Raw genomic sequence first — 16,206 nt, 5'->3', positions numbered from 1 at the left:
ACGTGCAAAAAACATACTATAAGGGTTAATGAAGCAATGAGCAATTTAGATTATCTAAATAGTGGTAAAGTTCGCAATGATTGGACTTTGGAAGAGATAGAAACCATTTACAATCAACCATTTAACGACTTGTTGTTCGCTGCGCAACTGATCCACCGTCAGAACTTTAACCCGAATGAAGTTCAAACAAGCACCTTGCTCAGCATTAAAACCGGCGCTTGCCCTGAAGATTGCGCCTATTGCCCTCAATCTGGGCACTACAATACAGGCCTATCGAAAGAAAAGCTGATGGCAGTGCAAAAGGTTATTGAGAAAGCACAACAAGCAAAGAAAAATGGTGCAACACGGTTCTGTATGGGCGCAGCATGGCGCTCGCCGCGTGAGAAAGATTTAGATGTAGTTATCGAGATGGTGCGCCAAGTAAAAGACTTAGGTCTTGAAACTTGCGTGACCCTTGGCATGCTTACTGATGAACAGGCAGGAAAACTCGCCGAAGCAGGCCTAGATTACTATAACCATAACCTCGACACCTCGCCTGAGTATTACGAGCAGATCATCACTACTCGTAGCTATGAAAATCGTCTAGACACGTTGCAAAATGTTCGCGATGCGGGCATTAACGTTTGTAGTGGCGGTATCATCGGAATGGGTGAAAAAATCAATGACCGTTATGGCTTGATTAAACAGTTGGCGAATATGCCTGAGCACCCACAAAGTGTGCCGATTAATATGTTGGTAGCTGTGCCGGGAACGCCATTAGGTGAAGTAGAAAAACTAGATGAGTTTGACTTCATCCGCATGATTGCGACCGCTCGAATTGTAATGCCTAAGTCTTACGTGCGCTTGTCGGCGGGACGTGAAGACATGAATGAGCAAACACAAGCGCTTTGTTATTTCGCCGGTGCAAACTCTATTTTCTATGGCGAAAAGCTACTAACTACGGCAAACCCAGAAGCCGAAGCCGATTCGCTCCTATTTAAGCGCTTAGGAATTCAGCCTGAACAACGTCATCACTCGAAAGAAGCGGTAGAAGCTGAAACTGCAGAGCTAGTGGCGAACACGGCCGAGCAATCAAACGCTGATTCCAAGCCACTGTTTTACGACGCGACCAAAGTTAGCTAGTTATAGCCACTTTACACAGATCGTTAATCATTAACCGCTAGGATATCTATGTGGAGCAAGCTGCAAAGCCAGCTAAAACAACGGCAGGCGCAAGATATGATGCGTCGTCGTTTGACCTTGGAGTCTGGTCAAGATACTGAAATAAGTATTAATGGCCAGCATTTCATCAATTTTAGTAGCAATGACTACTTGGGTTTGGCGAGTCATCCCAAACTAATCGAAAGCACGCTAAAGGCGACGCAGCGTTTCGGAACTGGAAGTGGCTCATCACATCTAGTGGCGGGGCATAGCCACGAGCATCATCAGCTTGAAGACGAGTTGGCTGAGTTTTTGGGCGTTGAAAGAACTTTGCTCTTTTCCTCAGGCTTTATGGCCAACTACGGTGTCTTAACTGCGCTATTCGATCGCAAAGATTTAATCGTTCAAGATAAGCTTAACCATGCGTCACTAATCGATGGTGGCCGTGCTAGTGAAGCCAAAATGTTGCGTTATGGTCATAACGACATGAACTCCTTAGAGCGACAGTTACAACATCAGGTCGAAACTAAAGTTGTGGTTACCGATGGTGTCTTTAGTATGGACGGTGATCTGGCGCCTTTACCGCAAATTTTAGAGCTAACCGAACACAGTAAAAGTAATTTGATGGTTGATGATGCGCATGGCTTTGGGGTATTAGGCACTTCAGGTCGGGGTACTATAGAGCATTTTGGGATCGAGCAAAATAAAGCAGACATTTACATGGCGACCTTTGGCAAAGCCCTTGGTGGATATGGTGCTTTTGTTGCCGGAAAAGAGGTTTTAATCGAAAGCTTAGTGCAGTTTGCGCGTAGCTATATTTATACCACGGCGCTTCCGCCAGCGGTTGCTGCGACAAATCGGGCTGGTTTAGCGCTTGTACAAAGCGAACCAGAGCGACGCCAACAACTGCACGACAACATTAATTATTTCAAGCAACTGGCTACAGAGAAAAGCTTACCGCTGATGCAATCGGATACCGCTATTCAGCCAGTATTATTGAGAACCAATGAACGTGCGCTTGAAGTTAGTCAAGGCTTGCTCGAAAAAGGGTTGTTAGTGGTGGCGATCCGACCACCGACGGTGCCCGAAAATAGTGCGCGTTTGCGCATAACACTAACGGCGAATCACCGTCGCCAGCACATAGAGCAATTAGTCGAAGCTATTTCCGAGCTATAGAAAAAGCGCAACTCAAAGGTGCGTTAAAGCACTTTGTAAAGGCACTTAGTAAAGAGTATTAAACAATGAGCAAATTAGAACCCTATATTGAAAGTATTGGGCAAGGTCCCGACTTAGTTTTGCTTCATGGATGGGGGTTACACTCGGGGATCTGGGAATTAATGACCGAGCAGTTATCGAAAAGCTATAGACTGCACTTAATCGATCTGCCTGGCTTTGGTCGCTCGCCGCTCCCCGGTGGTGACTATACGGTTGAACTTCTTTCTGAACAGATTCTAAAAGTTGCACCAGAAAAAGCACACTACCTAGGTTGGTCTATGGGCGGTTTGGTTACGACCAATATCGCCATCAACCATCCAGATCGTGTTGAATCATTGATTACAGTTTCCAGTTCGCCACGCTTCGTCCAAGCAGACGACTGGCAGCACGCGATGAAACCGAACATTATGGACAGCTTTTGTCGTTTTTTGGAAGAAGACTATCAAGGCACCATCATTCGCTTTCTAGCGATCCAAGCCATTGGTAGCGAAACACAAAAAGAAGATATACGACGCTTACGTGACACCGTTTTTATACACGGTATGCCGGCTTCAAGAGCGTTACGAGAAGGATTGAGTTTGCTTAACGATGTAGATTTCCGCTCACAGCTGAAAGATATTACTGTACCGTTTTTGAGGCTATACGGACGTTTGGACTCACTAGTCCCAGCTAAAGCGGCGGACGAGGTGAAAAAACTGTCGCCTCACAGCCAGCACCATGTATTTCCTAAAGCAAGTCATGCTCCTTTTTTATCGCACACCGATCAATTTATTGAAAAAGTAAATGAGTTTTTAGCCTCATGAGTCATTTAAGTTCTAGCGACGTAGCCCGCTCCTTCAGTAAAGCTGCCAGCACTTACGATGCGGCGGCATTCTTCCAGCGTATTGCTGGCGAGCGTTTATTTGAGCGCTTAGATTACTTTAAACTCGAGCCAAAAAAGGTCATTGATTTAGGCTGTGGTACCGGCGTTTTTACTCGCCAATTATCCGAGCGTTTCCCTGAGGCGGATGTGACCGGGGTGGATATCGCAGAAGGAATGATTGAATGGTGTAAACAGCAATCATCAGCAGAGCAGTACGTGTGTGCGAACGCGCTAGCACTACCCTTTGAAGACAACTCTGTTGACCTGTTCTTCTCGAACTTATCGATTCAGTGGGTCGAGAATTTACAAGACTTGTTTATTGAATTAAACCGAGTGTTAAAGCCTGAGGGCTTGCTACTCTTCACCACATTAGGGCCTGATACGTTAAAAGAGCTCAAGCAAAGTTTTGCCGAAGTTGATCAGTACCAACACGTAAATGACTTTATTGATATGCATCATGTCGGTGATGCAATGTTGCAAGCTAAAATGTTAGACCCAGTGGTAGACGCTGAACCAGTAGTGATTAGTTACGACAAAGCGTCAGAGTTAATGCGTGATTTAAAAGACATTGGTGCGCATAACATCGACAGTCGCCGTAGTTCAGGCTTGATGGGCCCAAAGAAATTACGAGCTGTAGAGAAAGCTTACCGTCAATTTGCACTGGACGATGGGCAATTACCAGCAACTTACGAATTAGTATACGGTCATGCGTTTGGGTCTGTCGAAAAAAAGGCGACTAGTTACCACGAGTATATCGTTGAGTTGGCGGAAGGGAAAAGAGACGTTTAGCTGTTTGAGTTCTTTTTGTTCTCAAACTGAATAACTTTTTCTTCGAGCTCTTGCTCTTTCGCTTTTAAAGTTTCTTTGACGTTTTTCATTTGAGCATCGTGGAGGAAGTCGCGCAGAGTTTCGAACTCTGTACGGTAGAAATCTCGCTCATCACGTAGATTGTCGGTATTTTTGCTTAAAGTTTGGTTGGCAGTGATAAGGCGTTTATGACTTTTTTTGATATGTTCGTAATCAGCCAAATAGTTGGATTTGAAGTTATCGATTTCGTCACGAGACTCTTTGCGGACGTTGTTAACTTTTTCTTCAGCGTCTTCGCGGATTTTCTTAATCGCCGCTTCTTGTTCAGTTTTTAATTGATCCATTTCGTCTTCAAGCTCACGCTTGGTATCGGAAATCGACTGTAAGGCGTCCAAGTAATTTTTTTGGGCTTCTTCATAATTTTTGAGCGTTTTTTCAAACTTAGTATTGAGTTGGCGATGCTCTTGAATCAGTGTAGTGTTACGTTCGGAAAGACTGGTTAGAGAGTCTTGAAGCTTTTTATAGTCGGACTCAAGGTCCTCTATTTTTTGCTTCTTTTTAGCAATGTTTTGAGTGTTTTCTTTGATGACCTGCTTGAGCTCATCATTTTTTGATTCAAGCTGACGCACTAAGGCATGTTTTAATGCAGCTGTAACTACAGCACCCAATATCATGACCAGAGCAAGAACGCCCAAGATCAAAAGAATCATGTTGTGGTCTGTAATGTTATCCATAAATGAACTCTTAGGCTTGAAAAAGTAACCCTTGGTACCCAAGGTAAACCGACTCTACCAATATTGCTAGTTTCCAGTATAAAGCAATAGTATATATCAATCATACTCGATTAATTGTGCGAGGTATAACAAATTGAGCAAAGCTAAATCCTTAATATTTGTCACAGGGACTGATACAGAAATCGGCAAGACCTTTGTCAGTCGGAGCATCATCAGAGCACTGGTAGCACAAAACAAACGTGTTGCAGGCTTAAAGCCCATTGCTTCGGACGCCCATCGCGTAAAGGGCGTGCTACAGAATGAAGATGCGTTACAGCTACAAAAAGCTTCAAATCTAGAGCTGAGCTATGAGCAGGTAAACCCTATTTGTTTTGAGCCGGCTATTGCGCCTCATATAGCGGCGGACTTAGTGGGGCAGCAGTTAAACGTTGATGTGCTAACGTCCAAGTTGAAAGTACCAGAAGAAGCCGATTGCGCCATTATTGAAGGTGCTGGGGGCTGGTTAACGCCGCTAAACCTCAAAGAAACCTATGCAGACTGGGTAGAAAGTCAGAACTTTGAAGTCATACTCGTTGTTGGGATGAAGCTGGGTTGTCTGAATCACGCCATGCTAACCGTGCGGGATATCGAGCGACGCGGGCTAAAACTTGTAGGTTGGGTTGCGAACTTTGCGCTAGGTGAAATGAATATGGCTGAAGATAATTTACACTGGCTAAAGCAAAATATTCCCGCGCCATGCCTGGGCATAGTCCCCTATCAGGAGAGCCCAGACTGTGCGGATAAAGTCGCTGAACTATTAAATGTTAGTGCTTTGACTTGAGTTTGTTAAACACTGGTTGCGAACACAGCTTACGCCTGGCTTTGGAGTCACAACACAGGTACCCATGAATTGATTTTCCTGGTTGTATTTTTTGCGCTGCTCGCTGTACTGTTGTCCTAAGCTTTTAAGCTTTGCGACATCAGTATTGTTTTTTGAGTAAGCCAAATAAGCTTCAGGGCCACCGCAAGGCTTGTTACCAACGGCTAATAAAGCGCAGTCAGAACTGGTGCTACAGCCTTCTACGCTGATGCTTTGTTGGATTTGGCTATATAAGTCTTGGGGCTGGGATGAATCTACCTTTTGTGCAGCTTCATCGTTATTCGCCTGTGTGCATGACTGAGTTAAAGCTAAAAGAGCTATTAAGCTTATTGAAATCAATGTCTTTCTTGGTGTCATAATCAATCCTTGTTTTGTCAGTTGGCGCCAGTTTACAGCTTGCAAAGAACGGGGTTCTTTCTACTCCCTCACAATCCTACTAAACTCTGATTGGTTTTGTCACTTAGAGATATTAAGAGTTAGTAGCTTGAATAATAAAGTGATGTGTTTTTTGTGCCGCTAAACGCCAAGTGTCTTCGGTAGTGAGCGCTGAACGCTTCAATGTCTCAAAGCTATGATTGCCATCACCGAGCCACTCCACGGAAATCTGTGGACTTAATTGGTAGCCGGCGACTTCATCGGGCTTACCAAAAGGATCGCGCGTACCTTGCAGAATCAGCGTTGGTGTTTGCAAGTCAGCTAAATGCTCGGTACGTGTTTTCTCAGGCTTACCCGGCGGATGAAAGGGATAGCCCATAGCAACAACTCCATCGACATTATGATCATCCGCGATCATGGTGGCGACGCGCCCACCCATAGACTTGCCGCCAATAATAACGAGGTCTGTGTTGACTTGGCGTATCTGCTCGCTGAAGCTTTCAATTAACTTAGGCATACGATCAGGCGGAGACTTTTTGCCGGTTTGATGACGACGAAACATATACGGGAAGTCGAAAGTGATTACGTTTATCTGATCATTAGCAATTTCTCTTTGCATAAACTGCATAAACTCTGACTGAGAGTCGGCGCCAGCGCCATGGGCTAAGATAAAGGTAATACTTGTTTGATTCATACTCGATGCCTTATAAATCGTGATTTTCGCTGTTATTCGTGATCGGTTTTGATAAACTAGCGCCAATGTCTCTTTATTAATACTACTACATGTCGATAGCCCAGCCTCTAAAGTTCCAACGACCTTTCCTTAAATGGGCTGGTGGCAAGTTTAGATTATTACCGAAAGTTCTGCATCATTTACCGCAAGGAAAAAAGTTGATTGAGCCATTTGTCGGCTCAGGCGTCGTTTTTTTAAATGCGGATTACGACCGTTATTTGCTGGCTGACATAAACCCCGACTTAATTAATTTATTTCGTGATTTAAAGCGCGGTAAAAGTAGTTTTATACATTATTGTGCTAATTTTTTTACTGAAGAATACAATAACGAAAAACGGTTTTATGAACTGCGCGAATACTTTAACCAGTTAGAAGCGAGTAAAGAGCGTTCGGCTTTATTTTTATATTTCAATCGTCACGGCTATAATGGTTTGTGTCGCTATAACCGTTCTGGTGGTTTCAACGTGCCTTTTGGGCGTTACAAAAGACCTTACTTTCCTGGCCATGAATTAGAGGTATTTGCTAAGAAGTCGCAAAAAGCCGAGTTCAAATGTCAGGGCTTTAGGCAAAGTTTCAACGCGTCACGTAAGGGCGACGTCATCTATTGTGATCCACCCTATATTCCGCAAAGCCTTACGGCAAACTTCACCGATTATACTAAGCAAGGTTTTACTTATGGTCAGCAGGTGGAACTAGGCTATCTCGCCGAAAGAGCGAGGGAGAAGGGCGTTGTAACGGCTGTATCTAACCATGATACGGTGGTTGCGCGAGAAATATATAAAGAAGCCACGACAGTTGCTAGCTTTGATGTGCAACGTTTTATCTCTTGTGATGGTAATAATCGGGCTAAGGCTAAAGAGTTATTGGCTGTGTATAAATAAGTGCTAGCTGACCCCAGCATTTTCTAGTGCTGAATTAACAAAGTATAAGATGGTTAAAATAAAGACCACTACAAAAATAATGCCGCCAATTATAAACTGAACAGGACTTCCTTTTTCGAAATCTTTTTGACGCTGCTGTTCCGATTGAACCCCAAACATGGCTCCAAGAATGGTCTGTAATGTTGATAAAATACCAGTGCCTTCTTTAGAGGGTTGATTCGTCTCAGAGGCTTGAGTGGTGTTACGGCTTGTTTGAGAATGGTTTGTTTGAGATTGGCTTGTTTGCGACTGTTTTGATTCAGCATTATTGTCCAACCCAGAGTGGCTGGAAGTAGGATGTTTTTGACTCATTATTCTATTATCCCAAATGGCTTACCTTAGATTAGGTTAACATAACCTAGTCTAAGGTAGAAATTAAGATCTTTCGAATAACTCCAAAAACTGAATGAAGTGTAGGCTTGGCATATTGTGCGACTCTGTTAACCAAGAGAACCAGTTGGTTGATTTCTTTTGAGCCATCTCAGAACCCATTTGATTGTGTGCAGGCTCTAGAAGTTCAGGTTCTATGGAGGTGATAATATGAAGCTTGTCACTGTTGTAACTGACTTGGTTACTGTCAGAGCAAATTTGAGCTTTTGCGATAGCATTAGAACTGCCCAGGATGCTTAAAGCAACGCCGGCAATTATTAATAGTTGTTTAATGCTTTTATTCAGTATCATGGTTTACTCTCCTACCCTTGTGGTGCACCCACACTTATCCCATTAGAGATATCTCCTGAATATACGATAGAATGCGCTTATGGATCAAGAGCTTGATGAGCTTTTTTGCTCACGTGAAGGGTTTTTTACAGAATTCAGTTCTAAACTATCAATTAATTCAAAGGCTTGACTCAAGTTGAGTCGAGGGTCAACTAAGCTGGTATAAGCTTCGCCAAGCTCCTTAGGCTCCACGCTGTAACTGCTACCGACACACTCCATGACTGCCTCCCCAGTCATTTCTAAGTGTACTGCACCTAAAAATGAGTCATATTCTTTATGAATATCAAAGGCTTGCTGTAGTTCAGACAAAACGTGTGCAAAGTCACGAGTTTTAAAACCATTTGCGCTGAGCTCGGTGTTACCGTGCATAGGGTCGCAGCTCCAAAGAACTTTGATGTTTGCTTTCTGTAAGGCTTCTATCATCGCTGGAAGTGTTTTACCAATCTCTCGGTGTCCAAAGCGTTGGATTAGCGTTAATCGACCATCCTCGTTATTGGGGTTAAGCCATTGGCATAATTCAACTAAATCCTGGGGGTTGACCGTTGGCCCGACTTTGATTGCGATTGGATTCGCAATACCCCGCAAATACTCCAAATGGGCGCTTTCGCTCTGCACAGTTCTCATGCCTACCCAAGGAAAGTGGGTCGATAGGTTATACCAACGACCGTTAATCGCTTGACGAGTCAATGCTTGCTCATAATGCAAATGGAGCGCTTCGTGACTGGTATAGAACTCGGTCAGGTTCTTGTGAGCAGCTTGTTTACCATTGAATTGATGAAAAATACTTAAAGCATCTTGGAAGTTGCGTAAACTTTTATGGAGCTCTTTTTTACTCGCTAAGCTCTTAAGCGAAGAAACTTCATCTTCAAGGTTAAACAGTTGATCCATCTCGCTTTCTAGTAAAGAGCGAATATAGTTCAAGGTCAGAGATGCGTAGCTATAGCCCTCTAACATTCGAGCCGGATCGGGGGCTCGAGCAGACTCACTAAAATGAACATGATTCACTAAATCGCCACGATAACTGGTTAAAGTGGTGTCACCCTGCGTTTCCGTTAAAGCTGAGCGAGGTTTTGCATATTGTCCTGCGATTCGCCCTACACGAGTAATCGGCTTTTGAGTCTTTTGGCTGATCAGAAGGCTGAGGCTGAGTAAGCTACGAACCTTCCTTGAAATAGCGTCGGCATTACAGTCCGAGAAGGACTCAGCACAATCTCCACCCTGGACAATAAAGCGTTCGCCGCGTTGAGCCTCTGCTATGTGCTCACGCAAAGTATCAACTTCAGATGAGGAAACTAAAGGAGGGAGTTGGCACAGCTTAGCGACCACTTGCTGCAAAGCTTGTGGATCACCGTATTTAATTTGTTGGCTGACGGGCTTGGATTTCCAGCTATCGGGACTCCAACCATCAGCATTACGCTTAACCATGCTGAATCATTTTAATTACTTCAATAAATCTATTCTATCCCATAAGATAGAGGCGGGCAAAAGTTGTCGCTTGCAAGGTCGGCTCGAGTAAAGTGAGGATGTGAGCCATTGAGCTTATGCTAGCGCTAGCTCTTATGAGCTCTAATAGCCACCAACAGAATAACGTAGTAAGAATTGTAATAAACAATTAGGGATATTATTCAAAAAGGGGTTGGGTTATTGGGCTCAACATCTAGAAGTTAAGAGAGTTACCAGAAAACGGTTTGGGTTTTGGGACTCACTTAAAAAGTTAGGAGAATTACTATAAAACGGCTTGTGCAAAGTGTGACGAGACAAAGTTTTAGAGATGATTTGAGTTTATTAAGCAATAAATGATAAGCATTGATTAAAGCTTTAACAAAGTCACACTGATGAACAAGGCGTTTGGGATTTTTGATTTATGGCGAAAGTAAAAACAACCTACGTCTGCCAAGAATGCGGCTCAGAAACACCACAATGGGCAGGGCAGTGCGGACAATGTAAAGCGTGGAACTCTTTAGTAGAGCAGGCTAGCGTGAAGCAAACCAAGGGTGAGAAAAGCTCTCGCTTTACGGGGTATGCTGGTGAGCAAAGCAAAGTCGTGCAGATGAATAAAGTGGACTTATCTGAAGTGCCACGCATGGGCTCTGGCCTGTCTGAGCTAGATCGAGTACTTGGTGGTGGTTTAGTGCCTGGATCGGTGGTGCTTATGGGCGGCGACCCGGGAATTGGTAAATCAACCATTCTTCTACAAAGCTTGTGTGCGATTAGTAAAGAAACACCTGTGTTATACGTCACGGGTGAGGAGTCGATGCAACAGGTCACCATGCGAGCGCAGCGCTTGGGACTAGAAACTGGCGACTTTTCATTATTGACCGAAACTCAAGTTGAACACATAACTACACAGGCGTTAATGCAAAAGCCAAAGGTGATGGTGGTGGATTCGATCCAGACGATTTACACCGAAATGTTGCAGTCGGCTCCGGGTGGTGTGGCTCAGGTTCGAGAGTCAGCGGCACAGCTTGTCAGGTTCGCCAAGCAAACAGGTACAACCCTGCTGGTCGTAGGTCACGTGACCAAAGACGGTGCTTTGGCCGGGCCTCGTGTTCTGGAGCATATGGTGGATGCGGTTTTGTATTTTGAAGGTGAGCGAGATGGACGCTTACGATTATTACGAGCCGTAAAAAACCGTTTTGGTGCAGTCAACGAGTTAGGCGTTTTTGCGATGACCGATGAAGGCCTAAAGCAGGTTAAAAATCCGTCAGCTATCTTTTTATCGAAATATACTGACCCAGTTGCAGGTAGCGCCATTGTCTCCACGTGGGAGGGTACTCGACCGATGTTGGTGGAGATTCAGGCGCTTGTCGATACCTCACATGCACCGCAACCAAAACGAGTGGCCGTTGGTTTAGATCATCAGCGAATTGCAATGTTATTAGCGGTACTGAACCGACATGGCGGAGTCGCGACCTTCGATCAAGATGTGTTTGCCAACGTGGTGGGTGGCGTACGTGTAATGGAAACCAGTTCCGACTTAGCCCTTATTGCCGCTATTATTTCTAGCTTACGCAATCGTCCTTTGGAGGAGCATTTAGTCATCTTTGGTGAAGTCGGATTGGCAGGCGAAGTGCGGCCAGTACCGAATGGTCAGGAGCGTTTAAAAGAAGCGGCGAAACATGGTTTTAAAAAGGCGATTATTCCGAAAGGAAACTTACCGTCTAAAAAACTGGAGGGCTTGGAAGTGCATGGTGTCAGTCGTTTGCAGGAAATGATTAATTTACTGTAAAGTAAACTAGCTAACCCCAGCATTATTAATGCAGTCAGAGAAGGTATGCTTCCATGATAAGTATTTTAAATGACGAGTGGCGCAAAAAAATTGAGGCATTAGGAAAAGTACTTAAAGCTAAGTACTGGTTTCCGCATGGAGTAATGGCCACGTTATTCGTTATAGGTGGGGTTTGGTTATTCCAAACAGATTTAGGTGATCACTGGCTTCCATATATAGAAAATATATTTACAGGTGATAGGGAGTTATCACCAAGAAACCTACCGCCGCTTGTTATTGGAGGTGGCATGATATTGATGTCGTTAGGTTTGCTGCTCCACTCCAGGGTAGCTTGGTCGATGTCTTTATTTCTAGCAGGTTTAGCGCTAGTGAGCATCATCTGGTCGAATAGAAGTAACTGGCAACTAATCTATTTTATCTTTCTAATTGTATCCTTAGCCTTATTCAGGCGTTCGTTCTATAAATCGAGCTTGGCGGCAAACTCTATATTTGCGTTGTCATCCACAGTGATGTTGCTTCTCTATTCGGTGATAGGCAGCTACTACTTAGGCAAGGATTTTGACCCGCATATTACAGAGTGGATAACAGCTCTATATTTCTCGGTTGTAACGATGACCACCGTGGGCTATGGGGATATCAACCCTGTGACGGTGGAAGCTAAGTTGTTTAGTATTTCAGTAATCATTCTTGGCGTTGCAGTGTTCGCAACATCCTTAACCGCAATTATCGCGCCCATGATAAAGGCGAGCCTGACGAAGATAATGGTACATAAAGGTAATTCTATGAAAAGAGAAAATCACTATATTGTTATAGGGAATAACTCACTTGCGATTAACACTTGCAATGAATTAAAAAACCGTGGCAAGCACGTCACACGAATAGTCCAACCAAATGTTGATAAAGATAGTGTTTCTGGCGACGATGTTATCTTTGGCGAGCCGAGTGATATTGATAACTTAGAAGAGTCTGGCTTGAAAAAAGCCAAGGCTGTGATTTCGTTGTTGGATGATGACTCTGAAAATGCTTTTGTAATTTTAGCGGTCAAAGAGGTTTGTGATTCAGTTAAAACGGTCACTGCCGTGAATGACACTTATAACTTGAAGCGCGTAAAACTGGTTCAGCCGGACGTTATTATTGCACCACAAATTCTAGGTGGTGAGCTGGTGGCGATGCACCTAGAAGGCGAGGAAGTTACATCAGACTTTTTGATGGAGCGGCTTTTTCAGCAGTAATCTTTAGGAGCAAACTATGTTAGAAATTGATTGGAATGTGGTACTCAATCACCTTATCACAATGGTGGTGGCTTACATTTTAGCCTTTCCGATTGCTTGGAATCGTGAAAGTGAAACGAAAAGTGCTGGGATCCGAACATTTCCATTAGTCAGTATTGCCTCTTGCGGTTTTGTCCTGATTGCAATGGATATATTCAGTGACGCAAGTGCCCAAGCAAGAATTATTGAGGGTGTGGTCACTGGAATCGGTTTTATCGGTGGTGGAGCTATTTTGAAAAACGGTGGAAGTGTTTCAGGCCTAGCAACGGCTGCAAGTTTGTGGGGCACTGCGGCGATTGGCATTGCCGTCGCAACTCACCGTCTAGAGATTGCGATACTCTTATGTGTCGTCACCTTTGTAACCCTTCAGGTCATGGCAAAAGTAAAAAAGAAGGTTCCTGAAAATGAAGAACGTTGTGAAAACGATGGTTAGTAAAGCTCAATGAATACAACAAAAGAACGAAAATTTAAGCCGGAAAAGCTGTTTGAACCACGAGACTTTAAGCGTCCTGAAATTCAAGATAAACAGTATTTAGAGATAGGTGCAGGAAAGGGTATGCATGCGATGCAGTTTGCAGAGGCAAATCCGAGTAAGCACTTGATCGCAATAGAGCGTACACGCGCTAAGTTTGATGTGTTTTCAGAAAGGTCCAGGGAGCTAGCGCTAAACAATTTGTTACCTGTTCATGCCGATGCAATTCCTTGGGTCGTTCATGCCTTGCCACCAGAATCTTTAGAAGGGGTCTTTTTATTGTACCCAAATCCTGAGCCTAAAAACTCCAGCCAACGCTGGCTTAACATGCCTTTTTTTGAATTCCTCATTTCACGAATGAAGCCTAATGCGACCCTAGTTTTAGTGACTAATATAGTGGATTATTTTAAGGAAACCACCGAAGTTAATCGTGATGTATGGAAGCTGAAAGCAGAAGAAAGTGAAGTCCCTAAAGATAGTGCGAGGACACACTTCGAAATCAAGTACCTCGCGCGTGGCGAAAACTGCTACCAGCTACTACTGACAAAGCCACATAACTATAAAACTTCTTTTGATGAATGGGCGATATAAATAAAAAGGAGAGTTTAGGAGTCTATATCTTCAGCATTTTTTTCCCAGAGAGCTTGAGATTCCTGGTGAATAGTTTCTGAGTCGTTATTGTGTAACGTTAAAATGGTTCTGAGGTGAAGCATGCTATCAATATCAATTTCCTTGCACTCGACGCCATAGTCGTGGTCCTTGTGATAAACAATCTTAGCAATCATATCGACAGGTGGAGATAGCTCATCAAAAATGATGTGCAATTTTATAGGAGCTTCACTGCTCAAGTCGGCTTCTGTGATTAGGTGGGCACCATTTAAGGAAACGTCGGCAACTTTGGCAACAAATTTTTCGCCAAATTGTTCAACTAGGGCTTTAGCCGAAACCGGAATACGAGTGAACTGTCTGCGTTCTTCGTTGATAGTACAATTCCTTTGTCTAAACGATTAAGATTTTGTTTAGGTTAGCAAAAGTGCTTGAAGTTGTCGAAGGGAAAAGGTGTGAACTATAACTAAAAGTTGGCAACACCTGCGCCGTTTGCGACGCGGATGTTGCCATGCTTGATGATTATGACTTAGTGATTTTACGGTATTTAATACGGTGTGGCTGATCGGCTTCTGCGCCAAGGCGACGCTTGCGATCCGCTTCGTATTCTTGATAGTTACCTTCAAACCAAACCGTTTCACTGTCGCCTTCAAAGGCTAAGATATGCGTTGCGATACGGTCCAAGAACCAACGGTCGTGCGAAATAACCACGGCACAACCAGGGAAGGCCAGTAGCGCATCTTCAAGAGCTCGTAAGGTTTCCACGTCCAAGTCGTTGGTCGGCTCATCGAGTAGCAACACGTTGCCACCGCTTTTCAGAAGTTTCGCTAGGTGAACACGGTTACGCTCACCACCTGATAAGTTACCGATAAGTTTTTGCTGATCGGTGCCTTTAAAGTTAAAACGACCCACATAAGCACGCGAAGGTGTTTCGTAGTTGCCTACAGTAATGATGTCTAAGCCATCAGAGATCTCTTCCCATACAGTCTTACTGTCGTCTAAAGAATCACGGCTTTGATCAACATAGGCTAAATCTACAGTTTCACCAACGATTAGCTCACCGGAATCCGGCTGCTCCTGCCCCGTGATCATTTTAAACATCGTTGACTTACCAGCGCCGTTCGGGCCAATAACACCAACGATACCACCTTGCGGTAGGTTGAAGTTTAGGTCGTTATATAACAACTTATCGCCAAACGTTTTGGTTAGGCCTTTAGCTGTGATGACCTGTGCGCCTAAGCGCGGACCTGGTGGAATGTAAAGCTCTCGTGTTTCGTTACGTTGCTGAAACTCTTTACTCGATAGTTCTTCGAAACGTGATAAACGCGCTTTAGATTTAGCCTGACGGCCTTTCGCGTTCGAGCGAACCCACTCTAGCTCTTCTTTCATGGTTTTCTGGCGAGAAGCTTCTTGCTTCTCCTCTATTTCAAGTCGAGCAGATTTTTGCTCAAGCCACGAAGAATAGTTACCTTCCCATGGAATACCTTCACCACGGTCAAGCTCTAGAATCCAGCCTGCAGCGTTATCCAAGAAATAACGGTCGTGGGTAATCGCCACAACGGTACCGTTATAGTCTACTAGGAAGCGCTCTAACCAAGCTACTGACTCAGCATCAAGGTGGTTAGTCGGCTCGTCGAGAAGCAGCATGTCAGGGTGTTCAAGAAGCAATCGACAAATAGCGACTCGGCGACGTTCACCACCTGATAAGTGTTCTACCTTAGCGTCCCACTCTGGCAGTCTTAGTGCGTCAGCAGCCCGCTCTAGAGCGTTTTCTAGATTATGCCCGTCACTTGCTTGGATAATTGCTTCTAACTCGCCTTGGCGTTTTGCTAAAGCGTCGAAGTCTGCGTTTTCTTCAGCGTAAGCAGCATAAACCTGATCTAACTCGGCTAGAGCTTCTTTGACGTGAGTCACCGACTCTTCAACAATTTCACGAACAGTTTTACTTTCGTCAAGTTGAGGTTCCTGTGGCAAGTAGCCAATTTTAATCCCGGGCTGTGGACGTGCTTCGCCATCATGATCCTGGTCAATGCCAGCCATGATGCGTAATAGGGTTGATTTACCGGCACCGTTTAGACCCAAAACGCCAATTTTTGCGCCAGGGAAGAAAGATAAAGAAATATCCTTTAAGATAGTTTTATTCGGGGGAACGATTTTGCTCACCCGATTCATGGTGTAGATGTATTGAGCCATTAAAATAATACCTTAATCAATGTTGCGGGCATTTTACATGGCCTGAACAGCTTAAGCTATACCCATTACT

18 protein-coding genes are annotated in these 16,206 nt (G+C 44.2%); 10 read left to right on the top strand and 8 right to left on the bottom strand.

The genetic code is table 11. The annotated features are described in order from the left end of the window. Positions 1 to 36: 36 nt before the first annotated feature. From bioB to bioC, 4 genes are all read left to right on the top strand, one after another. Complete coding sequence (gene bioB, locus ABD128_RS05075) at positions 37 to 1,122, top strand: biotin synthase BioB (RefSeq protein ID WP_343987464.1); 1,086 nt, start codon at positions 37 to 39, stop codon at positions 1,120 to 1,122. A 48-nt stretch (positions 1,123 to 1,170) separates the two neighbouring features. Beyond that, positions 1,171 to 2,316, top strand: coding sequence for an 8-amino-7-oxononanoate synthase (gene bioF / locus ABD128_RS05070; RefSeq protein WP_343987460.1), 1,146 nt, complete (start codon positions 1,171 to 1,173; stop codon positions 2,314 to 2,316). 65 nt (positions 2,317 to 2,381) lie between these two features. Further along, positions 2,382 to 3,158, top strand: a complete 777-nt coding sequence (bioH, locus tag ABD128_RS05065) for a pimeloyl-ACP methyl ester esterase BioH (protein ID WP_343987457.1) — start codon at positions 2,382 to 2,384, stop codon at positions 3,156 to 3,158. Then, positions 3,155 to 4,006, top strand: coding sequence for a malonyl-ACP O-methyltransferase BioC (gene bioC, locus ABD128_RS05060; RefSeq protein WP_343987454.1), 852 nt, complete (start codon positions 3,155 to 3,157; stop codon positions 4,004 to 4,006). Before bioH ends, bioC begins: the two co-directional genes overlap by 4 nt. Here bioC and ABD128_RS05055 read toward each other — a convergent pair. Next, positions 4,003 to 4,758 (bottom strand): hypothetical protein, encoded by a 756-nt coding sequence (locus ABD128_RS05055; protein ID WP_343987451.1) that lies wholly within the window; start codon positions 4,756 to 4,758, stop codon positions 4,003 to 4,005. The two genes, bioC and ABD128_RS05055, sit on opposite strands and share 4 nt — an antisense overlap. 133 nt (positions 4,759 to 4,891) lie before the next feature. Between ABD128_RS05055 and bioD the strand changes: the two genes are divergently transcribed. Continuing rightward, positions 4,892 to 5,578, top strand: coding sequence for a dethiobiotin synthase (bioD, locus tag ABD128_RS05050; RefSeq protein WP_343987449.1), 687 nt, complete (start codon positions 4,892 to 4,894; stop codon positions 5,576 to 5,578). Here the strand turns inward: bioD and ABD128_RS05045 are convergent. Continuing rightward, complete coding sequence (locus tag ABD128_RS05045) at positions 5,555 to 5,974, bottom strand: hypothetical protein (RefSeq protein ID WP_343987446.1); 420 nt, start codon at positions 5,972 to 5,974, stop codon at positions 5,555 to 5,557. The genes bioD and ABD128_RS05045 overlap by 24 nt on opposite strands. Positions 5,975 to 6,086: 112 nt before the next feature. Next, on the bottom strand, positions 6,087 to 6,686 hold the full coding sequence (locus ABD128_RS05040) for an alpha/beta fold hydrolase (protein ID WP_343987444.1): 600 nt from the start codon (positions 6,684 to 6,686) through the stop codon (positions 6,087 to 6,089). A gap of 89 nt (positions 6,687 to 6,775) precedes the next feature. Between ABD128_RS05040 and ABD128_RS05035 the strand changes: the two genes are divergently transcribed. After that, entirely contained in the window at positions 6,776 to 7,606 is an 831-nt protein-coding gene (locus tag ABD128_RS05035; protein WP_343987441.1) for a Dam family site-specific DNA-(adenine-N6)-methyltransferase, read from the top strand. 3 nt (positions 7,607 to 7,609) lie between these two features. Here ABD128_RS05035 and ABD128_RS05030 read toward each other — a convergent pair whose 3' ends face one another. From ABD128_RS05030 to ABD128_RS05020, 3 genes are all read right to left on the bottom strand, one after another. Then, complete coding sequence (locus ABD128_RS05030) at positions 7,610 to 7,957, bottom strand: DUF2970 domain-containing protein (RefSeq protein WP_343987438.1); 348 nt, start codon at positions 7,955 to 7,957, stop codon at positions 7,610 to 7,612. A 63-nt stretch (positions 7,958 to 8,020) separates the two neighbouring features. Further along, a complete protein-coding gene (locus ABD128_RS05025) occupies positions 8,021 to 8,326 on the bottom strand; it encodes a hypothetical protein (RefSeq protein ID WP_343987435.1) in 306 nt (101 codons plus the stop codon). Positions 8,327 to 8,410: 84 nt separating this feature from the next. Further along, the gene (locus ABD128_RS05020) at positions 8,411 to 9,790 is read right to left on the bottom strand and encodes a 3-deoxy-7-phosphoheptulonate synthase (RefSeq protein ID WP_343987432.1); all 1,380 of its coding nucleotides are present in this window, start codon (positions 9,788 to 9,790) and stop codon (positions 8,411 to 8,413) included. A gap of 439 nt (positions 9,791 to 10,229) precedes the next feature. Between ABD128_RS05020 and radA the strand changes: the two genes are divergently transcribed. From radA to ABD128_RS05000, 4 genes are read left to right on the top strand one after another with little or no spacing between them, the layout of a single operon-like run. Beyond that, positions 10,230 to 11,594 (top strand): DNA repair protein RadA, encoded by a 1,365-nt coding sequence (radA, locus tag ABD128_RS05015; RefSeq protein WP_343987430.1) that lies wholly within the window; start codon positions 10,230 to 10,232, stop codon positions 11,592 to 11,594. Between the two features lie 53 nt (positions 11,595 to 11,647). Further along, positions 11,648 to 12,826 (top strand): ion channel, encoded by a 1,179-nt coding sequence (locus ABD128_RS05010; RefSeq protein WP_343987427.1) that lies wholly within the window; start codon positions 11,648 to 11,650, stop codon positions 12,824 to 12,826. Between the two features lie 16 nt (positions 12,827 to 12,842). Further along, a complete protein-coding gene (locus ABD128_RS05005; protein WP_343987424.1) occupies positions 12,843 to 13,298 on the top strand; it encodes an MgtC/SapB family protein in 456 nt (151 codons plus the stop codon). A gap of 9 nt (positions 13,299 to 13,307) precedes the next feature. Continuing rightward, a complete protein-coding gene (locus ABD128_RS05000) occupies positions 13,308 to 13,928 on the top strand; it encodes a class I SAM-dependent methyltransferase (RefSeq protein ID WP_343987421.1) in 621 nt (206 codons plus the stop codon). 14 nt (positions 13,929 to 13,942) lie between these two features. Here the strand turns inward: ABD128_RS05000 and ABD128_RS04995 are convergent, their stop codons facing one another. Both ABD128_RS04995 and ettA read right to left on the bottom strand, forming a co-directional pair. After that, positions 13,943 to 14,320 (bottom strand): PilZ domain-containing protein, encoded by a 378-nt coding sequence (locus ABD128_RS04995; protein ID WP_343989359.1) that lies wholly within the window; start codon positions 14,318 to 14,320, stop codon positions 13,943 to 13,945. Positions 14,321 to 14,465: 145 nt separating this feature from the next. Next, a complete protein-coding gene (gene ettA, locus ABD128_RS04990; protein WP_343987418.1) occupies positions 14,466 to 16,136 on the bottom strand; it encodes an energy-dependent translational throttle protein EttA in 1,671 nt (556 codons plus the stop codon). Positions 16,137 to 16,206: the final 70 nt, after the last annotated feature.

Source organism: Kangiella japonica, from assembly GCF_039523535.1.
Taxonomy (GTDB): Bacteria; Pseudomonadota; Gammaproteobacteria; order Enterobacterales; family Kangiellaceae; genus Kangiella; species Kangiella japonica.
Note: the sequence above shows the minus strand (reverse complement) of the source record. Positions and strands in the feature narration are given on the sequence as shown.